The sequence below is a fragment of the Kocuria sp. KSNUG genome (assembly GCF_049532735.1).
Classification (GTDB): Bacteria; Actinomycetota; Actinomycetes; order Actinomycetales; family Micrococcaceae; genus Kocuria; species Kocuria rhizophila.
The window spans coordinates 26,632-49,150 of the sequence record NZ_CP150981.1; the positions used below are offsets into that span (position 1 = coordinate 26,632).

The following is a 22,519-nucleotide window of genomic DNA, read 5'->3' on the forward strand; positions in this document are numbered from 1 at the left end:
TGGCATGCGACGCAGGATCAATCCCGCGGACGGCTCCCTCGCGCTCGCGCGCTGGCGCCGGGACCCGGAGAACGCGGACCGGCGCACCACCGCCACCGCGGTGCGCTACTGCCTCGAGGAGCTCGGCTCCCGGGCCGAGGGCAACTCCGTGGAGGTGCGTGTGCCGCCCTTCGGCGTGACCCAGTGCGTCCCCGGACCACGGCACACCCGCGGCACCCCGCCCAACGTGGTGGAGACGGACGCGGCCACCTGGCTGGCCCTCGCCACGGGCGCCGAGACCTGGGCGCACGCGGTCGCGGAGGGGACCGTGGCGGCGTCGGGAACCCGCACGGACCTCAGTGCGTGGCTGCCGCTGTTCGGGTGACACCAACTCCCAGCGGATCGCCAGCCCGCCCTCAGCGGGCTCGGCGCGCGGTCCCCGGAACGCGCGATAGCCTGGAGACCATGAGTTCCGCGAGCCCCGAAACCCCCGACCGCCAGCCGCAGTCCGTGTCCCGGACGCAGGAGGTGACGGTGCGCCGCGCCCCCAACCTCCTGGCGTTCGTGGCCACCGGCGCCGCGGTCGGTGCCCTCGTGGGGCTCCTCGTGGGGGCGCTTGGCCCGGGCTCGATCGCCTACACCCGCGCCGCGATCATCGGCTTCTTCCTCATGATGTTCCTGATCCTGGGCGCCACCCTGGGTGCCGTGGTGGGCCTGCTGCTGGACCGGGTCTCGTTGAAGCGCTCACGGAACGCGTCCGCCGAGGTCGAGGACGTTCACGAAGGCGGGCACCGCACGCACTCGTGAGAGACTGTCTCTCGTGGTTCGAGCTGACGGAAAACTCTCCCATGACCTTCTTCCCGGTGAGAAAGGCCCCCAGGACGCGTGCGGCGTGTTCGGCGTGTGGGCTCCCGGCGAGGACGTCGCCAAGCTGACCTACTACGGTCTCTACGCGCTGCAGCACCGCGGGCAGGAGTCCGCGGGCATCGCCACCTCGGACGGCGAGCGGATCTCGGTCTACAAGGACATGGGGCTCGTGTCCCAGGTCTTCGACGAGACCACCCTCAACACCCTCAAGGGGCACCTGGCCGTGGGCCATGCCCGGTACTCCACCACGGGCGCCTCCCACTGGGCCAACGCGCAGCCCACCCTGGGGGCCACGCCGCACGGCACCCTGGCGCTCGCGCACAACGGCAACCTGACGAACTCCGCGGAGCTCTACGACCTGCTGCTGGACAAGTCCGGGTTCCCGTCCCGGGGCGAGATGGCGCGCGGCAACACCACGGACACCGCCCTGATCACGGCACTGCTGGCCGAGCACCCCCTCAACTCGCTCGAGGAAGCAGCCATGAAGCTGCTCCCCCAGCTCGTGGGGTCGTTCTGCCTCACGTTCATGGACGAGACCACCCTCTACGCCGCCCGTGATCCGCTGGGTGTGCGCCCGCTCGTGCTGGGCCGTCTCGAACGCGGCTGGGTGGTGGCCTCCGAGACCGCCGCGCTGGACATCGTGGGCGCCTCCCTGGTGCGCGAGGTCGAGCCCGGCGAGTTCATCGCGATCGACGAGAACGGGCTGCGCTCGAGCCGTTTCGCGGAGCCCACGCCCGCCGGGTGCGTCTTCGAGTACGTGTACCTCGCGCGCCCGGACACCACCATCAACGGCCGCTCGGTGTACGAGTCCCGCGTGGAGATGGGGCGCCGGCTCGCCCAGGAGCACGCCGTGGACGCGGACCTCGTGATGCCCACCCCCGAGTCCGGCACCCCGGCCGCGATCGGCTACGCGGAGGCCGCCGGGATCCCCTTCGGCCACGGCCTGGTGAAGAACTCGTACGTGGGGCGCACGTTCATCGAGCCCTCGGACACCATCCGCCAGCTCGGCATCCGGCTCAAGCTCAACCCCCTGCGCTCAATCGTGGCTGGCAAGCGCCTGGTGGTCGTGGACGACTCGATCGTGCGCGGCAACACCCAGCGTGCCCTGGTGCGGATGCTGCGGGAGGCCGGGGCCGCGGAGATCCACGTGCGGATCTCCTCCCCGCCCATCAAGTGGCCGTGCTTCTACGGCATCGACTTCGCCTCCCCGGCCGAGCTGATCGCCAACGGCCTCACCGTGGAGGACGTCCGCGCCTCCCTGGGCGCGGACTCCCTGGGCTACATCTCCGAGGACGCCATGATCGAGGCCACCGCGCAGTCCCGCGGCAACCTGTGCACGGCGTGCTTCTCCGGCGAGTACCCCACGGCGCTGCCCAAGGCGGACCGCCTGGGCAAGGCCGTCCTCGAGGCTCCCGGTGCCCACGCGGAGCCCTCCGCGGACCTCGTGGAGCCCCTCACCGACCGACCCGACGACGCCGCCACCCAGGAGACCCGCGCATGAGCCAGCAGCCCCACGAACCCCAGTCCGTCACGTACGCGAGTGCCGGCGTGGACGTGGACGCCGGGGACCGCGCCGTCGAGCTCATGAAGGCCGCCGTGAAGGCCACCCACACGCCCGGCGTGGTGGGCGGCGTGGGCGGGTTCGCGGGTCTCTTCGACGTCTCGGAGCTCACCGCCTACCGCAAGCCGTACCTGGCCACGTCCACGGACGGGGTGGGCACCAAGGTGGCCATCGCCCAGTCCCTGGACATCCACGACACCATCGGGTGGGACCTCGTGGGCATGGTCGTGGACGACATCGTGGTGGTGGGCGCCAAGCCCCTGTTCATGACCGACTACATCGCCACCGGCAAGGTGGTCCCCGAGCGCATCGCCGGCATCGTGCGGGGCATCGCCGCCGCCTGCGAGGCCGCCGGCACCGCACTGGTGGGCGGGGAGACCGCGGAGCACCCCGGCCTTCTCGGAGTGGGCGAGTACGACGTCGCCGGCGCCGCCACCGGCGTGGTCGAGGCCGACGAGCTGCTCGGCCCGCAGCGCGTGAAGGACGGGGACGTCATCATCGGCATGGCCTCCTCCGGCCTGCACTCCAACGGCTACTCCCTGGTGCGCCGGGTCATCAACGTGGCCGGCTGGCAGCTGGACCGGCAGGTCAGCGAGCTGGGCCGCACCCTGGGCGAGGAGCTGCTGGAGCCCACCCGCGTCTACGCCGCCGACGTCCTGGACCTCGCCCGAACCTTCCCCGTCAACGGGGAGGACGGTGCCACGGGCCACGGCGTGCGCGGCTTCTCCCACGTGACCGGCGGAGGCCTGGCGGCCAACCTCGCCCGCGTGCTCCCCGCCGACCTGCAGGCCACCGTGGACCGTTCCACGTGGTCCCTGCCGCCGGTCTTCCGCCTGGTGGCGGAGCTGGGCCACGTGCCGCAGCCGGACCTGGAGCGCACTCTGAACCTCGGGGTGGGCATGGTCGCGATCGTGGACCCGGCAGTGGCCGACGCCGCCGTGGCCCACCTCAACGAGCGCGGTCTCCCCTCGTGGGTCATGGGCCGCGTGGGCCCCGTGGACCCGGACGCCGCCCGGCACGGCACCGACTGGGTGCAGGGCGCCAAGGGCGTGGCCGGTGGCGGCGTGCTGATGACCGGCGACTACGCCGACTGACCGACGGTACGCAACGAACCGCCCACACGGCGGTGTGGGCGGTTCGTTGCTGTGCTGAAGTCGAGCGGCGCGCTCACCGCGCCGGACGCCGGGTCAGTCGTAGTCGGAGTACTTCTCCACGTAGGTCGAGTAGTCGTCCTCGTCCTCGGGTCGTTCCTCGTGGTCCACGGCTCGGGAGGACGGTGTCGTGCCTCGCAGCTCACGCTGCAGGGCCGAGTAGTCGGTCTGCGGGCTGAAGTACTTGATCTCCCGCGCCTGTCGTGTCGCCTTCGCCTTTTGACGGCCGCGCCCCATGGCGTGACCCCCTCTGCGTCTCGTGTCCGGTGGGCGGTGCCGTGTTGAGCACACAGAACGGCCCCGGAGTGTCTTGTCAGTTTTTCGTGAGTCCAGGGTACATGTTTTGAACGCTTCTCGCGTACCGGCCACCTGTGCGTTCACCCCCGGCCGATCCGGGGCTGCGGGGGTGCGGAGCCGGGCCGGTACAGTGGAACGGCCCGGGCGCCCCGACCCGCGCGCCGCCGCCCCAGAACGCAGGTTCCCATGAGCTCCTTCCCCCGCCAGGACCCGCCCGCCGGCAGCCGCTACCCGCACGACACCCATCCCGGTCTGGTGCCCGGGGTGTCCGTGGAGGAGCAGCGGGTGCGCTACCGCACCGACCGCATCACCTTCGGCGTGGCCGGTGCGCTGATCATCGGCTTCGTGGTGTGGGGGGCGGTCTCCACCGAGTCCCTGACCACCGTGTCCAAGGGTGCGCTGGACGCCGTGGTCACCTACGGCGGGTGGATCTTCACCCTGCTGGCCGCGGTGGTGCTGCTGTTCCTGCTCTACGTGGGCTTCTCGCGCTACGGCAGGATCCCCCTGGGCAAGGACGACGAAGCGCCCGCGTACTCCATGGGCTCCTGGATCGCGATGCTCTTCGCCGCGGGCATGGGTGTGGGGCTCATCTTCTTCGGCGTGTACGAGCCCGTGTCCTACTACATGAGCCCACCCCCGGGCCGCGCCGAGCCCGAGAGCTACCACGCGATGCACTCGGCGATGGCCCAGACGATCTTCCACTGGGGGCTGCAGGCCTGGGCCATCTACGCGCTCGTGGGCGCCGCGGTGGGCTACGCCGCCTACCGGCGCGGACGGCCCCTGCTGATGTCCGCGATCTTCGGGCAGCGGGCCCACCTGAGCGTGGGCGGGCGGCTCATCGACATGTTCGCGATCGTGGGGATCCTCTTCGCCACCTCCGCCTCCCTGGGGCTGGGCACGCTGCAGATCGGAAGGGGGCTGCAGATCGTCACCGGCATCGGGGAGGTGGGCAACGGTGTGCTGATCGGGATCATCGCGGTGCTCACGTGCGTGTTCCTGGTCTCCGCCGTCTCGGGGGTGGCCAAGGGCATCCGCCGGCTGTCCAACATCAACATGGTGCTGGCCGCCGCGCTGGCGTTCTTCCTGTTCGTGGCCGGTCCCACCGTGTTCCTGCTGGACTTCATCCCCTCCGTGGTGGGCACGTACTTCGGGGAGATGTTCCAGATGCTCTCCCTCTCCGCGTCATGGGGCCCGGAGGCCGAGCAGTTCATGCGCTCCTGGACCCTGTTCTACTGGGCGTGGTGGGTGTCCTGGGCCCCTTTCGTGGGGGTGTTCGTGGCCCGGATCTCCCGAGGCCGCACCCTGCGCCAGTACGTGAGCGTGGTGCTGCTGGCTCCCACCGTGATCTGCGTGCTGGCCTTCTCGATCTTCGGCGGCACGGCCATCTGGCTGCAGCGCTCCGGCACGGACATCGCCGGAGCGGCCTCTCCCGAGGACATGCTGTTCCGGGTGCTCGACGCCCTGCCCCTGTCGCAGCTCACCCCGGTGGCCGTGATGGTGCTGCTGGTCATCTTCTTCGTCACCTCTGCAGACTCTGCGACCCTGGTGATGGCGTCCATGTCCCAGCAGGGCAAGCCGGTCCCGGACCGCAGGATCGTGGTGTTCTGGGGCCTCGCACTCGCGGGCGTCTCCGCCGTGATGCTCGCGGTGGGCGGCGCCGATGCCGTGCAGGGCCTCCAGGACCTCGTGACCGTGGCGGCCCTGCCGTTCGCGCTCGTTCTGCTGGCCCTGATCCCGGCGTTCCTGCGGGACCTCTCCACCGACCCCATGAGCCTGCGCCACCGCTACGCCCGCACCGCGCTGGAGAACGCCGTGCGCCAGGGCATGGGCGAGCACGGCGACGACTTCGCCCTGCAGGTACGCCACGAGCCCGGGCCCGCGGCGGCGGGCCACGACGTGGACTCCACCGGCGAGCGGATGAGCTCGTGGTACCGGCGCACGGACGAGGACGGTCGCCCCGTGGCCTACGACTACGCCCGGGACAGCTACGTGGAGCCGGACCCGTCCGAGCACCGCTGAGGCACGACGCCGCCCTCCCACCGCGTGTGCCCGCCGCCCCGCGGCACGCGGTCCCCGCCCGGCGCCCCGCCCGGCAGGGAACCGGACCGCACGACGAAGCGCCGGATCGGATGTGCAGGAATCCGATCCGGCGCTTCTGTCTCGGGTGCACGGGGACACGGGCTCCCCGCGCCCCCGGCTCACGCGGAGGTCACTCGTCCACGATCTCCGCGTCCACGATGTCGTCGTCCCCCATGTCCCGGGAGGCCGCGGAGCCGCCCCGTTCGGTCGTGACCGTGAGGCCGTCCTCGGCCACGTCCGGGTCCACGTCCACCACCACGGTGTCGCCGTCCAGGATGGCCCCGGACAGCAGGCCCTTGGCCAGGCGGTCGCCGATCTCGCGCTGCACGAGCCGACGCAGCGGGCGGGCACCGTAGGCGGGGTCGTAGCCGGTCATGCCCAGCCACTCGCTCGCCGCGGGCGTGACCACCAGGGCCAGGCGGCGCTGCGCGAGACGTGTGGCCAGCTGGGCCACCTGGATGTCCACGATCTTCGCGAGGTCCTCGGTGCTCAGCGGCTCGAACATGATGATGTCGTCCAGCCGGTTGAGGAACTCCGGCTTGAAGGACGCGTTCACCACGCCCATCACGGCGTCGTTCTTGGCCTTGTCCTCCAGGGTGGGGTCCACCAGGAACTGGCTGCCCATGTTGGAGGTGAGGATCAGGATCACGTTGCGGAAGTCCACGGTGCGGCCCTGGCCGTCGGTCAGGCGGCCGTCGTCCAGCACCTGCAGCAGGATGTCGAAGACCTCGGGGTGGGCCTTCTCCACCTCGTCCAGCAGCACCACGGAGTACGGGCGGCGCCGCACGGCCTCGGTGAGCTGACCACCCTCGTCGTAGCCCACGTACCCGGGAGGGGCACCGACCAGCCGGGAGACGGAGTGCTTCTCCGAGTACTCGGACATGTCGATGCGGATCAGGGCGCGCTCGTCGTCGAACTGGAACTCCGCCAGGGACTTGGCCAGCTCGGTCTTGCCCACGCCCGTGGGGCCCAGGAACATGAACGAGCCGATGGGCCGGTCCGGGTCGGAGATGCCTGCCCGGGAGCGGCGCACCGCGTCCGCCACGGCGGTCACGGCCTTGCGCTGCCCGATCAGCCGCTTGCCCAGGACGTCCTCCATGTGCAGCAGCTTCTCGGACTCGCCCTGCAGCATCTTGCCCGCGGGGATGCCCGTCCACGCCGAGATGACCTCGGCGATGTCGTCCGCGGTGACCTCCTCGGACACCATGGTGTCCTCGTTCAGTCCGCTCGCGTCCTCCTGGGCCTGGGCGGCGTCGAGCTCCTTCTGAGCGGCGGGGATCTCGCCGTAGAGCAGGCGGGAGGCCTCGCCGAGGTCACCGTTGCGCTGGGCGCGCTCGGCCTGCGAGCGCAGGTCGTCGATCCGGGCTTTGAGTTCGCCCACCTGGTTCAGACCGGCCTTCTCCGACTCCCACCGGGCGTTCAGCGCGTCCAGCTCGGCCTGCTTGTCCGCCTTGTCCTGGCGCAGGGCGGCCAGGCGCTCCACGGAGGCGGGGTCGCTCTCGCCGTCCAGCGCGAGCTCCTCCATGGTGAGGCGGTCGACGGCGCGGCGCAGCTCGTCGATCTCCTCCGGGGCGGAGTCGATCTCCATGCGCAGCCGGGACGCGGCCTCGTCGATCAGGTCGATGGCCTTGTCCGGCAGCTGGCGGCTGGGGATGTACCGGGTGGACAGCTGGGCCGCGGCCACCAGGGCGGAATCCGCGATCTGCACCTTGTGGTGCGCCTCGTAGCGCTCCTTGAGCCCGCGCAGGATGGCCACGGTGTCCTCCACCGAGGGCTCCCCCACGTAGACCTGCTGGAAGCGGCGTTCCAGGGCGGCGTCCTTCTCGATGTTCTCGCGGTACTCGTCCAGCGTGGTGGCACCGATCAGGCGCAGCTCACCGCGGGCCAGCATGGGCTTGAGCATGTTGCCGGCGTCCATGGAGCCCTCGGACGCACCCGCACCGACCACGGTGTGGATCTCGTCGATGAACGTGACGATCTGCCCTTCGGACTTCTTGATCTCGTCCAGGACGGCCTTGAGCCGCTCCTCGAACTCACCGCGGTACTTGGCACCCGCCACCATGGACCCGAGGTCCAGGGAGATCAGGGTCTTCCCGCGCAGGGACTCGGGGACGTCCCCGGCCACCATGCGCTGGGCGAGGCCCTCGACCACGGCGGTCTTGCCCACACCGGGCTCACCGATCAGCACGGGGTTGTTCTTGGTGCGCCGGGAGAGCACCTGGACCACGCGGCGGATCTCCGAGTCGCGCCCGATCACCGGGTCCAGCTTGCCGTCCCGGGCGATCGCGGTGAGGTCCGTGCCGTACTTCTCGAGCGACTGGAAGGTGCCCTCGGGGTCCGGGCTGGTCACCCGGCGGTCTCCGCGCACCTGCGGAATGGCCTCCGCGAGCGCCTCGGCCGTGACGCCGGCACTGGAGAGTGCCTCTGCGGTCTTGTCGTGGCCCGCCGCGAGTCCGTACAGGATGTGCTCCGTGGAGACGTACTCGTCCTGCAGCTCGCGCGCGTAGTTTTCCGCGGACTGCAGCGCCTGCAGGGCACCGCGGCCCAGCTGCGGCTGGGCGGTGGAGGCCCCGGAGGCACTCGGCAGTGCCTTGATGAGCGAGCTGGCCTTGAGGGACACGGAGTCCGCGTTGGCTCCCGTGGCCTGCAGGACGGCGACGGCCACACCGTCACGCTGGTCCATCAGGGCCTTGAGCAGGTGGGCGGGTTCGATGGTGGGGTTGCCCGCCGTGGCGGCGTTCGTGGCCGCGGCGTTCAGGGCCTCTTGAGACTTGGTGGTGAACTTGGTGTCCACGGCATCTCCTTTGCTTGACTAAAGGTTTGTCACTTGCCTTGAGTCTACTCCGCTCAACCTCAGAAGGGAAGAGTTTTCCCCAGGTTGTTCCGCGGTCGGCTACCCCGCCCAGACCCCGGAGGACCCCCTGCGGTGGCTGCCCAGCAGGTGCGTGTCCACCATGCCGATCGCCTCCATGAGCGCGTACATGGTGGTGGGCCCCACGAACGCGAACCCCCGCCGCTTCAGCTCCTTGGACAGCGCGGTGCTCTCCGCCGAGACCGTGGGCACCTCCGCGAAGCGCACCGGCTCGGGCGTGCGCTCTGGCTGGTAGGACCACACGATCGCCACGAGACCCTCACGCTCTCGCAGCGCCACGGTCGCCCGGGCGTTGGTCACGGCCGCGCGGATCTTGCGCTCGTTGCGGATGATCCGGGCGTCCCCCATGAGCCGTGCCACGTCCGCCTCGGTCATCGCGGCCACGGCGTCCGGGTCGAAGCCGTGGAACACCTCGCGGAACGCGGGCCGCTTGGCGAGCACCGTGCGCCACGAGAGCCCGGCCTGGAACCCCTCCAGCGCGATCCGCTCGTACAGCCCGGCCTCGTCCCGCACCGGCATGCCCCACTCGGTGTCGTAGTACTCGCGCAGCAGCGGGTCGGTCGCGGCCCACACCGGCCGGGCCAGGCCGTCCTCGCCGATCACCAGGTCCGGGTTCCCGTTCACGACTTGCCCCGGTTGTCCCGCGACCCGTCGACGACGCCGCCCAGCCCGTCGCTCCCGCACCGACGTCCCGCCTCCCGGCCCGGGGATTCTGTATCCGCGGCCGTGCGCCTCGCGGGCCCGTGGTCTCCGGGAACCACGGGGCCCGACGACGTGCGGCCCGTTGCAGGGGCGTTGGCGTCGGCCGGGGCAGTGATCTCGAAGAGCGCGCACTCGGCGTCGTAGTAGGCGCGGCTGAGTCCGAGCGACCGCATGCCCAGCCGCCGACAGACCGCCTGTGAAGCCTGGTTGCCGGGGTGGGTCACGGCGACCACGCGTGCGACTCCCGCGGAGAGGGCGTGATCCAGCACGCCCCGCGCTGCCTCGGTGGCGTACCCGTGGCCCCACGCCCGGGGGTGGAGGTGCCACCCGATCTCGATGTCGCGGGCGGTGTCCGCACCCGAGTCCGGAATGGGCTTGAGCAGCAGGGTCCCCAGGGGCTCGCCCTCGTGGGTGCTCACGAGCCACACGCCGTGCACGGGGTGGCTGCCGTGCAGCTCGTTCCAGCGCTCGATCTTCTCCCGCGCCGCGGCAAGGGTCCGCACCCGCTGGGTGCCGTCTCCGAGCCACCGCTGCACCTCCGCACGGGAGTAGAGGTCCAGGATGAAGGGGGCGTCCGCGGCGTCGTAGCCCCGCAGGGTCAGCCGCTCGGTGCGCAGGGCGACGGTCACCGCTGCTCCCCCGACGAGGCCGCCCGGTCCGCCCGCGCCTCATCCCCGGTCCCGCTCGCGGGGCCCCGCGGCGCGGTGCCCGCGCGGGAAGCGGCAGCGGCCCCGGAATCATGTGGCGTGGCAGGGCCCGGGACGTCCTGCTCCTGGTCGCGCTCGAGCCGGTCCAGGCGCTCGTCCTCCGTGAGCGGCTCACCCCGCAGCCTGCGCGCCGTGACCCGCAGGTCCGTGACCGCCAGCAGCACCAGGGCCACCGCCATGGCCACCGAGAGCACGCCGAGGATGTTCACGAATCCGTAGCCCAGTTCGAGGTACTCGTCCCCGGCCACATGGGTGAACACGGAGCGCATGCCCTCCGGCGTGGAGTCCGGGAGGAAGAAGCCGAAGCCCCACGTGATGACCCACGAGGCCACGGCCGTGGCGATCGTCCGCCCGGTGACCGCGTGGGAGGGGTAGTTCAGGCTGTCCCGGCGGAACAGGGCGGCCGCGACCACGTGCAGCACCAGGAGGGGAAGGGCGAGCGCCACCGCGTACACCGGGGTGAGGGCACCCAGCAGCCCCACGATCCCCCGGCCGAAGCCCACCCAGAGCGCCAGCAGCACGGCCATGACCACCATGACCACGGGGAAGCCGCGTGAGAACGCGGACCCCGGCCTGGACGGGACGGCGGACGGGTGATCCGGGGAGCTCATGGACCCATCGTAGGACGGCGGGGATGTCGGCACCGGCGCGTAGCGTGGAGAGCATGACCACCACAGACTTCCCTCGCGCAGTGCTCTTCGACCACGACGGAACCCTGGTGGACACGGAACCCCTGTGGGAACTGGGCAAGCAGCGCCTCGTGGCGGCCCACGGCGGTGAGTGGACGGACCAGGACACGCAGGACACCCTGGGCCGACCGCTGGCCGCCACGGTGCAGCGCCTGGCCGAGCTCGGGGTGCCCGGCACCCCCGAGCAGGTCTTCCGGGAGTTCTTCGGCGTCCTGGAGGAGGTGCTGGAGCAGAACCCGCCCACGTTCATCCCCGGCATCCGGCCGCTGCTGGAGCAGCTGGACCGCGCGGGCATCCCCGCGGCGATCGTCACGAACGCCACCTCCGAGGTGGCGCGCTACACCGCGGGCCTCGCGCCCGACAACCTGTTCCGGGTGATCATCGGGGACGAGGAGGTGGCTCAGGGCGTCAAGGCCAAGCCGGACCCGGATGCGTACCTCGAGGCCGCCCGCCGCCTGGGCGTGGACCCCGAGGACTGCGTGGTGCTCGAGGACTCCCCCTCGGGAGCCGCCGCGGGAGTGGCCGCCGGCATCACCACCGTGGTGGTGCCCGGTGTGCAGCAGGTTCCGGAGGGGCCGGGCGTGGTGCACGTCCGCGAGCACGCAGACGTGACCCTTGAATTCCTGCGCTCTCTGCGCCCTCGCTCCTGACGCCTCGGGCCCCGCGCACCATGGCCCGGGGTCCCGCCTCTGGTGGCCTGGGTACCCGCGCCCCGCCACCACTAGACTGGCCCCGTTCCAGCACGCCGGACCGCACCGGCACAGTGCGGCTCCGCCCGGCCGAGCTGAACTCCCGCGGGCACCGCACGACCCGCGGGCCGCACCCGCTGCTCCGCCGCAGAACGCCATTCCCGCAGCACCGCACCGAAAGGCAGCCATGACGTACCCCCAGGCCGTTCTCTTCGACCACGACGGCACCCTGGTGGACACTGAGCCCCAGTGGGCCCAGGCCAAGCGGGCCGTGGCCGAGCACTACGGGCAGAGCTGGAGCGTGGCGGACGACCACGCCACGCTGGGCGGCACCGTGCAGGACGCCGCGCGCACGTTCGTGGACCGGGGCGCCCCCGACTCCGTGGAGGAGATCACCGAGCGGCTCGCCCAGCACGTGCTCGAGAGCATGGGCGACGAGATCCCCTTCCTGCCCGGCGTCCGCGCCCTGCTGGACGAGCTGCGGGACGCGGGGATCCCCGCCGCGATCGTCACCAACGCGCTCACCGTGATCGCCCGTCACACCGCCGAGGGCGCCCCGGAGGTGCTCACGCGGATCGTCTCCCACGACGACGTCACCCGTGCGAAGCCGGACCCCGAGCCGTACCTGCGCGGCGCGGAGCTGCTCGGGGTGGAGCCGCGCAACTGCGTGGCCGTGGAGGACTCGGACCCGGGCGTCCGCGCCGCGGTGGCCGCGGGCATGACCGTGGTGGTGGTCCCGGGCGACAAGCCCGTCCCGGACGGGCCGCACCGCGTGTTCGTGGACTCCCACGAGGACGTCACGCTCGAGTTCCTGCGCTCGCTCACGCCGCCGGCCTGACCCGCACGCGCCCGACCGGCGCCAGAGCTCACTGGGCGCACGCGCGCCCTGCGCCGCCAGGGCGACGACGGCGCGGGACGCCACACACGCCCCCCGTCACGTCAGGGAGACAACCGTGCGTTCCGCCCCGGAAGCACGGACCCCGGCAGCAGAGAACCCCCGGCTCGATGACGTCGAGCCGGGGGTTCTGCTGTGGTGCACCGGGGTGTCAGCGCGCCGACTGCCCCGAACGGTTGTTCTCACGACGCCGCTGCGCCGCCGCCATGGCACGGTCCGGCACCTGACCCGCTGACGGGCCACGCTGGGCGGAGCCGCCGCGAGAGGAGCGGGAGGATGCCGTGCGTCCGGAACCGGACCCGGCGGCGTCGCCGGAACCGCGACGCGGGGACGAGGACCGGCCGCCGCCGTTGCGCGCAGGAGCGCCGCCGCGGGCGGAGTCGGTGCGACCGCCGCCCGAGCGGCCACCGCTGCGGCCGGATCCCTGACCCGCGCCCTGCTCGGAGCGGGAGGCAGAGCCCTGGCCGGAACGCTGGGCACTGCCGCGCCCGCCACCGGAGCGGCCACCGCCCTGACGGGAGCCGCCGGAGCGGCCACCCGAGCGCCCGGTGGAGCGGCCGCCCGAACGGTTGCCGCCACCGTTCTGCTGGGTGGGAGCCGGTGCGTAGGCCACGAGCTCGGCCCGCTCACCCACGAGCTCCCTGACGATCTCGGAGTCCGGTGTCACTTCGTCCACGCGGGGCGTGACGCCGGCCTTCTTCATGAGCTTGTTGACGTCCGAGCGCTCCTCGGTGGTGGCGATCGTGATCACGGCACCGGAGGCACCGGCGCGCGCGGTGCGCCCGGAGCGGTGGAGGTAGGACTTGTGCTCGGCGGGCGGGTCGATGTGGACCACGAGCTCGACGTCGTCCACGTGCACGCCGCGGGCGGCGACGTCCGTGGCCACGAGCACGCGCACGTCACCGTCGGAGAACGCCCCGAGGTTGCGGTCGCGGGCGCCCTGCGAGAGGTTGCCCTGCAGGTCCACGGCGGGGATGCCGGCCTGGCTGAGCTTCTTGGCCATCTTCTTGGCGCGGTACTTGGTGCGCGTGAACATCATGCGCCGGCCCGTGCCGGAGGCGAGCGCCTCGATGAGGGCCTGCTTGTCGTCCGCATGGGTCACCAGCACCTGGTGGTCCATGGTGGTCACCGCGGCCTGGGCGTTGTCCGCCGAGTGCAGCACCGGGTCCTTGAGGAACTTCTTGACCAGCACGTCCACGCCGTTGTCCAGCGTGGCGGAGAACAGCAGCCGCTGCGAGCCCTGCGGGGTCTTGGAGAGGATGCGGGTGACCACGGGCAGGAAGCCCATGTCGGCCATGTGGTCGGCCTCGTCCAGCACGGTGACGCGGACGTCTTCGAGCGTGAGCAGGCCCTGCTTGATGAGGTCCTCGAGACGCCCGGGGCAGGCCACCACGATGTCCACGCCGTTGGCGAGCGCCTTCTCCTGGTGCTTCTGGGAGACGCCACCGAAGATCACGGTGGTGTTCAGGCCCGCGGCCTTGGCGAGCGGGGCCACGGTGCGGTCGATCTGGGTGGCGAGCTCCCGCGTGGGGGCCAGCACCAGACCGGTGGGGCGGTTCGCACGGCGGGACACCCGGCTGGAGCCGGGGGCGAGACCCGCGAGGCGGGAGACCAGCGGCAGCGCGAACGCCACCGTCTTGCCGGAGCCCGTGCGGCCGCGGCCGAGCACGTCCCGCCCGGCCAGGGAATCGGGGAGGGTCTTCTCTTGGATGGGGAAAGCTTCCGTGATGCCCACGCGGGCGAGATCAGAGGAAAGCGCCTCGGGCACACCGAGGTCTTCGAAAGAATGAGACAAGGAACGTCTTTCAGGGTTGGTCCGCGCAAAACGATTTCACGCGCACGCGCCACACGGGGCGCGGTCTGCGCGCCTAGGACCGGCGCGCCTTCTACCCCGCGCTGTGCACGGGGGAACTGCTCGAGTCTACACCCCACGCGGTGCCCGCACGTGCGAGCCGCCTCACACCCGCCACGACAGCGCGGCTCACACCGCGGTGTACCCACCGTCCACCAGGAAGTATGAGCCGGTGATGAAGGAGGCCGCGTCCGAGAGCAGGAACGCCGTCAGCTGCGCCACCTCCTCGGGCGTGCCCAGCCGGCCCATGGGGTGCTTGGCGATCAGCTCCGCGAGCACCTGCGGCGGGAGGTTCTTCAGCAGCGGGGTGTCGATGTACGCCGGCCCCACCGCGTTCACGCGGATCCCGCGCTGCGCGTAGTCCACGCCGGTCTGCCTGGTGAGCCCCACCAGCCCGTGCTTGGCGGTGGTGTAGGCGGAATTGCCCACGGTGGTGGCCACCGTGGAGTGGATGGAGCCCACGTTCACGATCGCCCCGCCCCCGTGCTGCTCGATCACCGGCAGCTGGGCGTGCATCCCGTAGGCCACACCGTGCAGGTCGATCGCCACCGTGCGCTCCCACGCCTCGAGGTCGGTCTCCCCGAGCGCCTCGGTCTGTCCGCCCACACCGGCGTTGTTCACGGCGTAGTGCAGCCCGCCGTAGGTCTGCACCGCGAGTTCCACGGCCGCGGCGGCGTCGTCCCTGCTGGAGACGTCCTGCCGGATCCCGGCGGCGTCCCCGCCCGCGGCCATGATGGCCTGCACCACGTCGTCGATCCCCGTGGAGTCCACGTCCGTGACCACCACCTTGGCGCCCTGCCGGGCCAGGTGCATGGCGATTGCCGCCCCGATCCCGGAGGCCGCTCCGGTGACCAGCGCTGTGCGTGAGGTGAACTCTGACATGGGGACTCCTGGGCGTCGATCTCCGTGCGGATGCCCCCAGTCTCACCCGGGGCGGGCACCCCCGGCCAGGGGGTTCACGAATGAGTCAGGGCCGGGGCGACGCCGCGGCGTCACCCCGGCCCCGCTGCGGACCGTGCCCGGGACGCTCAGTCCTCGTCGTCGGCCTTCTCGGCGTCGTGCTCGGCGCGCAGCTCCTGAGCGGCCTGCTCCTCCTCGGCCTTCTGCTCGCGCACCACCTCGGTGAGCAGCTTGGTCATCTCCTTGGCCACACCGGCCGCGGACTGGGGGTTCTGCCCGGTGACTAGGCGCTCGTCCACCTGGACGTTCTCCTCCCAGTTCTCCGCCACCTTGACGGTGGCGCCCTGCTCCTCGAGCTTGTCCTGCAGCAGGTAGGGCACCGTGTCCTTCTTGCCCACTTCCTCCTCCTCGGCGGTGGTGAACGCGGCCACCTTCCGTCCGGAGAGCAGGTTCACGCCGTTGGAGAGCTCCACGTCCACCAGCCCGGACGGGCCGTGGCACACGGCGCCCACCACTCCGCCGGAGTCGTAGACGGCGGCCACGAGCTTCTGCAGCCCCTCGTTGCCGGTGAAGTCCCACATGGTGCCGTGCCCGCCCACCAGGTACACGGCGTCGTACTGGGCGGGGTCCACCACGGAGACCTTGGGGGTGTTGTAGAGGGAGGCCTTGGCGGTCTCGTCCTGCGTGAACTCCACCTGGACGGGATCGTCCTCCTGCACGGCGTCCCGCGGGGGCTGACCGCCCGCGATGGAGGCGAAGTCCACGAAGTAGCCCGCGTCCCGGAACACCTTCCACGGGTGGGCCGCCTCCGCCACGTTGTAGCCGGTGGCCTCGCCCGTCTCGCCCAGGGTGTCCTGGCTGGTCAGGACCAGGAGGATCTTCTTCATGGTGGTGATGTCCACGGGTTCTCCTTTCGTGAGCGCGCGGTGCGCGCAGCGTGGCACCACCCTAGACAGCGCCGCGCGGACCCGCGCCGGCCGTTCGCTGTGGGCATGGAGCCTGCCCCGACCCCCGGAAAGTCCCCGCTGTTAGCATGTTCAGCGATCCCCGGTGGAGGTGCTCACACCCCCGCGAGACCCCCGCCGCTCCACGACGAAAGGCTCGATCATGCGCATCTCCAACGCCATCCTGCGCGGCGTCCCCGGCGCCTACCTGCTCCAGTCCGGCTACGGCAAGCTCAGCATGGACGCCCAGTCCGCCGAGGGCCTCCAGCAGTTCGCCGCCACGGGCGTGCCGCAGTTCGCGGAGTGGGACCCCAAGACCTTCGCCACGTTCGTCGCGGGCTCGGAGCTCGCCATCGGCGGTGCGCTGCTCACCCCGTTCGTGTCCAAGCGTCTGGCCGGCGCGGGGCTGCTCGCGTTCAGCGCCGGGCTGCTGTCCATGTACTTCCGCAACCCGCAGATGACCCAGGAGGACGGCATCCGCCCCTCCGAGGCCGGCATCTCCCTCTCCAAGGACGTCTTCCTCTCCGCCATCGGCGCCGCGCTGGTGATGCAGAAGAAGTAGTCCCACCCCGTTCCACCACGACGCCGCCCGAGGGCCTTCGCGCAGAAGGTCGCCGGGCGGCGTCGTCGTTTCCCGTGGGCCACGCGGGCGCGTCTGCCGCGGAACGGAAGGCGACTGCTAAGTTGGTCACCACTTCGACCCGCGTCTCACGGAAAGCTCCGTACCCCCCATGGAATCCCTGCAAAGCAGCTTGGACACCGTTCGTGACCTGATCTGGGGGCCGTGGTTGCTCCTGCCCCTGCTCTTCGGCACGGGCGTCTTCATGACCATCCGTCTGCGCGGCATCCAGCTCCGCCTGTTCACCAAGGCCATGAGCCTGGGGTTCGGGCGCCGCTCCCGCGCGAGCGGCGAGAAGGGGGACATCTCCTCGTTCGCGGCCATGTCCACCGCGCTGGCCGCGACCGTGGGCACCGGCAACATCGTGGGTGTGGCCGCCGCCATCTCGATCGGCGGGCCCGGCGCGCTCTTCTGGATGTGGATCACCGCGCTGTTCGGCATGGCCTCCAAGTACGCGGAGTGCTTCCTGGGCGTGCGCTTCCGCACCCGTGACACCGCGGGCCAGCTCACGGGCGGCCCGCAGGTCTACCTGGCGCGCGGCATCCCCAACAAGTTCGGCCGGTTCCTGTCCGTCATGTTCGCGGTGTGCTGCGTGGTGGCCACGTTCGGGATCGGCAACATGACCCAGGGCAACGCGATCGCCTCCAACCTGGAGCACTCGTTCAGCGTCCCGCCCGTGGCCACCGCGGTCGTCCTGGGCGTGGGCACCGGCCTGGCACTGGTGGGCGGCATCAAGTCGATCGCCAAGGTCACCACGTTCATGGTGCCGCTCATGATCGTGCTGTACATCGGCTTCGGGCTCTACATCATCGCCGTGAACTACCAGGGCATCCCCGAGGCCGTGGGGCTGATCCTCTCCGGTGCGTTCACCCCCATGGGGGCGGCCGGGGGCTTCGTGGGGTCCACGGTGCTCGTGGCCATCCAGATGGGTGCGGCCCGGTCCCTGTTCTCCAACGAGTCAGGGATGGGCACTGCCTCGATCGCTGCGTCCATCGCGCAGACCAGCCACCCCGTGCGCCAGGGCCTGGTGTCCATGACGCAGACGTTCGTGGACACCCTGGTGGTCATCTCCATCACGGGCTTCGTGATCCTGACCACCGGGATGTGGACCGAGGGGGATCCCGCGACCATGACCTCCCGCGCGTTCGCCACCGGGCTGCCCGGCGAGTGGGGCGGCACGATCGTGACGATCTGCCTGGTGCTGCTCGGCTACTCCACGGTGCTCGGCTGGGCCTACTACGGAGAGCGCAACGTGGAGCGGCTCGCGGGCGCCCGCGCGGCCATCGTGTACCGGGTGATCTTCTCGGTCGCGGCCGGCCTGGGTGCCCTGGCACCCCTGGCGCTCGTGTGGACGTTCTCGGACATCATGAACGGGCTCATGGCCATCCCCAACCTGATCGGACTGGTGCTGCTGTCCGGGCTGGTGGTGCGGGAGACCAAGCTGTACCTGGACCACGACCCGAAGTTCAACGCCACCACGGAGCAGATCAACGAGTTCATGGGCACCCACCCCGGGGCGCTGGACGCGCAGCTGCACCACACGGTGGACCTCAGCTCCCCGAACCCGGCGCTGTCCGAGACCGGTTCTGCGCCGGGCCCCGAGGCCACCACGGGCCGCTGAGCCGCGGCGTCGCCTACTGCTCGGCGGGGAGCTCCCGCACCTCCACCACCTGGGCGATGGTGTGGGTCTCCCCTGCCGCCAGGCGCACCGGGGAACCCATGACGTTGCCGGCCTCGACGCACAGCATGGTCTTCCACTCGTCGTCCGCGAAGTCGCTCATGCCCACGGCCTTGTCCGCCCACGGGTTCCACACCACGGTGCTGTCCGAGCCCTCCTTGCCGATCACGAGCTCACGGCCGAGCGCGGGATCCGCCACGCGCACCTCGCCGCGGTGGGCGAACACGGCGTCGGTCTCCCCCGTGAGACGCAGCTCGCCCTGCTGGACGCGCTGCTCCTTGGCCACCTTGTCGTAGAAGGAGGCGCCCTCCAGCCCGGACACCGTGATCCGCTCGGAGTCCCCCACGTGCAGGTAGGTGTGCAGGGCCTCCTCGACCTCGACGGTCTCCGTGCCGGTGTTGGTCACAGTGAGCTCCAGGCGGAGTGTGCGCCCCGCGGTCATCCGGAAGCGTGCGGAGAAGTCGTGGGGGAACGCCGCGCGCAGCTCCGGTGCGACGTCCTCGGAGGTGAGGGCGAACTCGGCGAAGGGGTCGCCCTGTTCGTTCTCGCCCTGCTCCGCGAGGGTCCACTCCGTGATGCGCGCGAAGCCGTGGGCGGGCTCCATGTCCCCGGTGCGGCCGGGGCCGAACCACGGGAAGCACAGGGGCACACCACCACGGATGGCGCGGCCCGTCTCGTTGTACGCGCGGGAGGACACCCACAGCACGGGCTCGTGCCCCTCGGGGGCCCAGGACAGTGCGTGGGCTCCGTAGCTCAGCACCGCTCCGTGGCCGTTGGCGCCGGACAGGGTCAGGGGTTCGGGCAGTCGTGTCATGCCTCCACCTAAGCACGCTCCCCGGTCCTTGCCGAGGAGCACCACGGCAGGTTACCGCCGGGTTACGAGTCGCTGGGTGCCGCCGTCTCCGGTGTGGAAACCTCCTGCTTGAACCACTCGAAGGCCTGCTGGTGGGACTCCGACCGACGCACGAAGAACCAGGAGACTCCCAGCACCGCGAGCCACACGGGCACCGCGACGAGCCCGGCGGCCGTCTCGGCGTCCGTGCTCAGGGCCCACACCACGAAGGCGAAGAACGCCATCACCACGAAGCACATGGGCACACCGCCCGGCATCTTGAACTCCGAGGCGGCATGGCGCTGCGGGAACTTCCGGCGGAAGCTGATGTAGGAGATCAGGATCATGGTCCACACGAAGATGAACAGGGTGGAGGCCACGGACGTGATCAGCGTGAACGCCTCGATGATCGAGTCACCGGCGTAGAGCACCGGGATGGTCAGCAGCAGCACCAGGGCCGTGAGGAACAGGGCGCGCACGGGAACACCCACCTTGTTCAGTCCCCGGAAGAACCGCGGCGCGCTGCCCTCCGCGGAGAGCCCGAAGAGCATGCGGGACGTGGAGAACACCCCGGAGTTGGAGGAGGACATCGCGGAGGTCAGCACCACGAAGTTCACCACGGAGGCCGCCGCTCCGAGTCCGGCCAGGGAGAACATGGCCACGAACGGGGACTGCTCCGGGTCGATCGAGCGCCACGGGGTGACCACCAGGATGGCCAGCAGGGAGCCCACGTAGAAGATGAGGATGCGCAGGGGCACGGAGTTGATGGCCCGGGGCAGCGTGGTGTGGGGGTCGCGGGCCTCTGCGGCCGTGGTGCCCACGAGCTCCACGCCCACGAAGGCGAAGACCGCGATCTGGAACCCCGCGACCACGCCCATGGCCCCGTTCGGGAACCACCCGCCGTCGTTCCACAGGTTGGACACCTGCGCCACGTGCCCGTCCGGGGACGTGAAGTGTGTGAGAGCCATGATCGCCCCCACCACGATCAGCGCGAGGATGGCCACGATCTTGATCAGCGCGAACCAGAACTCCATCTCGCCGAAGCTCTTCACGCTCATGGCGTTGAGCAGGAACACGATGACCAGCACCGCCACCGTGGGCAGCCACAGGGGCACCGTGGGCCACCAGAACTGCACGTATCCGGTGATGGCCACGAGCTCCGCGACCGCGGTGACGATCCAGCAGAACCAGTAGGACCAGCCCACGAAGAACCCGGCCCACGGGCCGATCAGGTCCGCGGCGAAGTCCGCGAACGTCTTGTAGTGCAGGTTGGACAGCAGCAGCTCGCCCATGGCCCGCATCACGAAGAAGAGGAAGAAGCCGATGGTCATGTAGACGAACACCACGGCGGGTCCCGCGAGGGAGATCGTCTGGCCCGAGCCCATGAACAGCCCCGTGCCGATGGCACCACCGATCGCAATCAGCTGGATGTGACGGTTGCTCAGACCTCGGGTGGGTCCGGAGTGGGCATGGGGCGACGACACCGCGGTGGAGCTGTTGGTCATGGCTCCCGAGGGTACACGGGCAATCCTGGACGTCGTGGCCCGGCGCACACCGCGCCGCGGTGCCCGGGGATGGAGTCGTGGCACGCCCTGCGGGAACCGCGAGGGCCCCGTGCCGCCCGGAGATTCCGGGGAGCACGGGGCCCTGGGGTCGAGCGGAGTCACCGCGCGAGCACCCCGATCCGGGGGCTCCCGCCGGCGCCACGCCGAGGAGCGGGGTCAGCGCACGCGGGCCGATCTCGCGGTCCCCGGCAGCACGTAGCTGTCGATCGCGCCGGGGTGGCCCTCCATGAAGCCGTCGATCTGCAGCTTGGAGGCGCGCAGCTGCGGGTCGTTGCGCAGGTAGTGCTTGGTCTCGCGGGCCACCAGGCCGGAGAGGATCACCAGCCCGATGAGGTTGGGGATGGCCATGAGCCCGTTCATGAGGTCCGCGAAGGACCACACGATGGCCAGGGGCACGCTGCAGCCCACGAACACCACGGCCGAGAAGAACACGCGGTAGGGCATCACCGAGCCGCGGCCGAAGAGCCGCTCCATGCACCGCTCGCCGTAGTAGGCCCAGCCCAGGATGGTGGAGTACGCGAACAGCACGAGCCCGAGGGTCACGATCAGGTGCCCCCACGTGCCGGGCAGGCCGTGGCTGAAGGCATCGCCGGTCATGGTGGCGGCGAACTCCTCGCCCTGCTCCCACACGCCGGTGGTCACGATCACGAGGCCCGTGCAGGTCACCACCACGATGGTGTCGATGAAGGTCTGGGTCATGGAGACCAGGCCCTGCCGCACCGGGTGGGTGGTCTGGGCCGCGGCCGCCGCGATGGCGGCGGAGCCCATGCCGGACTCGTTGGAGAAGATGCCGCGTGCCATGCCCATCTGCACCACCACCATGATGGCCGCGCCGGTGAACCCACCCACGGCCGCGTGGCCGGTGAACGCCGAGGTGAAGATGGTGGCGAACGCGGCGGGCACGGCCTCGATGTTGACCGCCAGGATGAACAGTGCGCCCAGCACGTAGAAGAGGATCATCACGGGCACCAGCGCGGACGTCACCTTGCCGATGGACTTGATGCCGCCCACGAGCACGAGCAGGGTCATGACGGCCAGCACGATGCCCGTGATCCACACGGGCACACCGAAGGACGCCTCCAGGTTCGCGGAGATCGAGTTGCCCTGGGTCATGTTGCCGATCCCGAAGGAGGCGAGCACCGCGGCGACCGCGAAGAACAGGGACAGGAACTTGCCGAAGCCGTTGGGGATGCCGCGGAACAGGTAGTACTGCGGGCCGCCGGAGATCTCCCCCTTGGCGTCCCGGGAACGGAAACGGACGCCCAGGAACGCCTCCGAGTACTTGGACGCCATGCCCAGCACACCGGTGACCCACATCCAGAACAGGGCGCCGGGGCCACCGATGGAGATGGCCGTGGCCACACCCACGATGTTGCCGGTGCCCACCGTGGCCGCGAGCGCGGTGGTCAGTGCCTGGAACTGGGAGACGTCCCCTCCGGGAGCGTCCTTGTCCTTGCGCTCGAACAGGGCGAGCCGCAGGGCGGGGATCAGCTTGGTCACCTGCAGCCCCGCCAGCCGGGCGGTCAGCAGGATGCCCGTGCCGAGCAGCAGAGGCATCAGGACGAACGGTCCCCACACGACGCCGCCGATGGTGTCGAGGATGGTCTGGAGCGAATCGAGCATGGAGGTGTCCCTCGTTCG

General features: G+C 70.8%; 20 protein-coding genes. 9 read left to right on the forward strand and 11 right to left on the reverse strand.

Annotated features, from left to right (window positions below; all coding sequences use genetic code 11):
* Positions 1-4 precede the first annotated feature (4 nt).
* From AABM36_RS00125 to purM, 4 genes are all read left to right on the forward strand, one after another.
* Positions 5-364, forward strand: coding sequence for a sterol carrier family protein (locus tag AABM36_RS00125; protein WP_102613616.1), 360 nt, complete (start codon positions 5-7; stop codon positions 362-364).
* Positions 365-444: 80 nt separating this feature from the next.
* Positions 445-786, forward strand: coding sequence for a DUF2273 domain-containing protein (locus AABM36_RS00130; RefSeq protein WP_019310023.1), 342 nt, complete (start codon positions 445-447; stop codon positions 784-786).
* 13 nt (positions 787-799) lie between these two features.
* Positions 800-2,347, forward strand: a complete 1,548-nt coding sequence (gene purF / locus AABM36_RS00135) for an amidophosphoribosyltransferase (protein WP_019310022.1) — start codon at positions 800-802, stop codon at positions 2,345-2,347.
* Positions 2,344-3,501 (forward strand): phosphoribosylformylglycinamidine cyclo-ligase, encoded by a 1,158-nt coding sequence (gene purM / locus AABM36_RS00140; protein ID WP_121241269.1) that lies wholly within the window; start codon positions 2,344-2,346, stop codon positions 3,499-3,501. Before purF ends, purM begins: the two co-directional genes overlap by 4 nt.
* Positions 3,502-3,594: 93 nt before the next feature.
* Here the strand turns inward: purM and AABM36_RS00145 are convergent, their stop codons facing one another.
* Positions 3,595-3,795, reverse strand: coding sequence for a DUF3073 domain-containing protein (locus tag AABM36_RS00145; protein WP_019310020.1), 201 nt, complete (start codon positions 3,793-3,795; stop codon positions 3,595-3,597).
* A 246-nt stretch (positions 3,796-4,041) separates the two neighbouring features.
* Here AABM36_RS00145 and AABM36_RS00150 point away from each other — a divergent pair, with 246 nt between their 5' ends.
* Complete coding sequence (locus AABM36_RS00150) at positions 4,042-5,874, forward strand: BCCT family transporter (RefSeq protein WP_121241271.1); 1,833 nt, start codon at positions 4,042-4,044, stop codon at positions 5,872-5,874.
* A 190-nt stretch (positions 5,875-6,064) separates the two neighbouring features.
* Here AABM36_RS00150 and clpB read toward each other — a convergent pair whose 3' ends face one another.
* From clpB to AABM36_RS00170, 4 genes are all read right to left on the reverse strand, one after another.
* The gene (gene clpB / locus AABM36_RS00155) at positions 6,065-8,728 is read right to left on the reverse strand and encodes an ATP-dependent chaperone ClpB (protein ID WP_121241273.1); all 2,664 of its coding nucleotides are present in this window, start codon (positions 8,726-8,728) and stop codon (positions 6,065-6,067) included.
* Between the two features lie 99 nt (positions 8,729-8,827).
* A complete protein-coding gene (locus AABM36_RS00160) occupies positions 8,828-9,430 on the reverse strand; it encodes a DNA-3-methyladenine glycosylase I (RefSeq protein ID WP_019310017.1) in 603 nt (200 codons plus the stop codon).
* Positions 9,427-10,137, reverse strand: coding sequence for a GNAT family N-acetyltransferase (locus tag AABM36_RS00165; RefSeq protein WP_121241275.1), 711 nt, complete (start codon positions 10,135-10,137; stop codon positions 9,427-9,429). Before AABM36_RS00165 ends, AABM36_RS00160 begins: the two co-directional genes overlap by 4 nt.
* Positions 10,134-10,826, reverse strand: coding sequence for a hypothetical protein (locus AABM36_RS00170; protein WP_121241277.1), 693 nt, complete (start codon positions 10,824-10,826; stop codon positions 10,134-10,136). The genes AABM36_RS00165 and AABM36_RS00170 overlap by 4 nt, the downstream gene beginning before the upstream one ends.
* Positions 10,827-10,879: 53 nt before the next feature.
* On the opposite strand from AABM36_RS00170, the gene AABM36_RS00175 reads away from it, so the two are divergent.
* Complete coding sequence (locus AABM36_RS00175) at positions 10,880-11,554, forward strand: HAD family hydrolase (RefSeq protein ID WP_121241279.1); 675 nt, start codon at positions 10,880-10,882, stop codon at positions 11,552-11,554.
* Between the two features lie 226 nt (positions 11,555-11,780).
* Positions 11,781-12,431: an HAD family hydrolase gene (locus AABM36_RS00180; protein WP_019310013.1), complete on the forward strand. Its 651-nt coding sequence runs from the start codon at positions 11,781-11,783 to the stop codon at positions 12,429-12,431.
* A 208-nt stretch (positions 12,432-12,639) separates the two neighbouring features.
* On the opposite strand, the gene AABM36_RS00185 is transcribed toward AABM36_RS00180, so the two are convergent.
* The 3 genes from AABM36_RS00185 to AABM36_RS00195 all read right to left on the reverse strand — a co-directional run bounded on the left by AABM36_RS00185 (position 12,640) and on the right by AABM36_RS00195 (position 16,142).
* A complete protein-coding gene (locus tag AABM36_RS00185) occupies positions 12,640-14,283 on the reverse strand; it encodes a DEAD/DEAH box helicase (RefSeq protein WP_019310012.1) in 1,644 nt (547 codons plus the stop codon).
* Between the two features lie 186 nt (positions 14,284-14,469).
* Positions 14,470-15,222 (reverse strand): SDR family oxidoreductase, encoded by a 753-nt coding sequence (locus tag AABM36_RS00190; protein ID WP_121241281.1) that lies wholly within the window; start codon positions 15,220-15,222, stop codon positions 14,470-14,472.
* Between the two features lie 146 nt (positions 15,223-15,368).
* Positions 15,369-16,142, reverse strand: coding sequence for a type 1 glutamine amidotransferase domain-containing protein (locus AABM36_RS00195; RefSeq protein ID WP_121241283.1), 774 nt, complete (start codon positions 16,140-16,142; stop codon positions 15,369-15,371).
* Positions 16,143-16,347: 205 nt separating this feature from the next.
* Here AABM36_RS00195 and AABM36_RS00200 point away from each other — a divergent pair, with 205 nt between their 5' ends.
* A complete protein-coding gene (locus AABM36_RS00200) occupies positions 16,348-16,746 on the forward strand; it encodes a DoxX family membrane protein (protein WP_121241285.1) in 399 nt (132 codons plus the stop codon).
* 169 nt (positions 16,747-16,915) lie between these two features.
* On the forward strand, positions 16,916-18,424 hold the full coding sequence (locus AABM36_RS00205) for an alanine/glycine:cation symporter family protein (RefSeq protein WP_019310008.1): 1,509 nt from the start codon (positions 16,916-16,918) through the stop codon (positions 18,422-18,424).
* A 13-nt stretch (positions 18,425-18,437) separates the two neighbouring features.
* Here the strand turns inward: AABM36_RS00205 and AABM36_RS00210 are convergent, their stop codons facing one another.
* The 3 genes from AABM36_RS00210 to AABM36_RS00220 all read right to left on the reverse strand — a co-directional run bounded on the left by AABM36_RS00210 (position 18,438) and on the right by AABM36_RS00220 (position 22,501).
* Positions 18,438-19,295: a D-hexose-6-phosphate mutarotase gene (locus AABM36_RS00210; protein WP_423446590.1), complete on the reverse strand. Its 858-nt coding sequence runs from the start codon at positions 19,293-19,295 to the stop codon at positions 18,438-18,440.
* A gap of 62 nt (positions 19,296-19,357) precedes the next feature.
* A complete protein-coding gene (locus tag AABM36_RS00215; RefSeq protein WP_423446592.1) occupies positions 19,358-20,818 on the reverse strand; it encodes an amino acid permease in 1,461 nt (486 codons plus the stop codon).
* Between the two features lie 216 nt (positions 20,819-21,034).
* Positions 21,035-22,501, reverse strand: coding sequence for an alanine/glycine:cation symporter family protein (locus AABM36_RS00220; protein WP_423446594.1), 1,467 nt, complete (start codon positions 22,499-22,501; stop codon positions 21,035-21,037).
* Between the last annotated feature and the right edge of the window lie 18 nt (positions 22,502-22,519).

Excerpts from the sequence above, each read along its gene's own strand:
- AABM36_RS00125 (WP_102613616.1), top strand. The coding sequence starts at position 5 with ATGCGACGCAGGATCAATCCCGCGGACGGCTCCCTCGCGCTCGCGCGC.
- AABM36_RS00130 (WP_019310023.1), top strand. The coding sequence starts at position 445 with ATGAGTTCCGCGAGCCCCGAAACCCCCGACCGCCAGCCGCAGTCCGTG.
- purM (WP_121241269.1), top strand. The coding sequence starts at position 2,344 with ATGAGCCAGCAGCCCCACGAACCCCAGTCCGTCACGTACGCGAGTGCC.
- AABM36_RS00145 (WP_019310020.1), bottom strand. The coding sequence starts at position 3,795 with ATGGGGCGCGGCCGTCAAAAGGCGAAGGCGACACGACAGGCGCGGGAG.
- AABM36_RS00150 (WP_121241271.1), top strand. The coding sequence starts at position 4,042 with ATGAGCTCCTTCCCCCGCCAGGACCCGCCCGCCGGCAGCCGCTACCCG.
- AABM36_RS00170 (WP_121241277.1), bottom strand. The coding sequence starts at position 10,826 with ATGAGCTCCCCGGATCACCCGTCCGCCGTCCCGTCCAGGCCGGGGTCC.
- AABM36_RS00175 (WP_121241279.1), top strand. The coding sequence starts at position 10,880 with ATGACCACCACAGACTTCCCTCGCGCAGTGCTCTTCGACCACGACGGA.
- AABM36_RS00180 (WP_019310013.1), top strand. The coding sequence starts at position 11,781 with ATGACGTACCCCCAGGCCGTTCTCTTCGACCACGACGGCACCCTGGTG.
- AABM36_RS00190 (WP_121241281.1), bottom strand. The coding sequence starts at position 15,222 with ATGTCAGAGTTCACCTCACGCACAGCGCTGGTCACCGGAGCGGCCTCC.
- AABM36_RS00200 (WP_121241285.1), top strand. The coding sequence starts at position 16,348 with ATGCGCATCTCCAACGCCATCCTGCGCGGCGTCCCCGGCGCCTACCTG.
- AABM36_RS00205 (WP_019310008.1), top strand. The coding sequence starts at position 16,916 with ATGGAATCCCTGCAAAGCAGCTTGGACACCGTTCGTGACCTGATCTGG.
- AABM36_RS00210 (WP_423446590.1), bottom strand. The coding sequence starts at position 19,295 with ATGACACGACTGCCCGAACCCCTGACCCTGTCCGGCGCCAACGGCCAC.
- AABM36_RS00215 (WP_423446592.1), bottom strand. The coding sequence starts at position 20,818 with ATGACCAACAGCTCCACCGCGGTGTCGTCGCCCCATGCCCACTCCGGA.
- AABM36_RS00220 (WP_423446594.1), bottom strand. The coding sequence starts at position 22,501 with ATGCTCGATTCGCTCCAGACCATCCTCGACACCATCGGCGGCGTCGTG.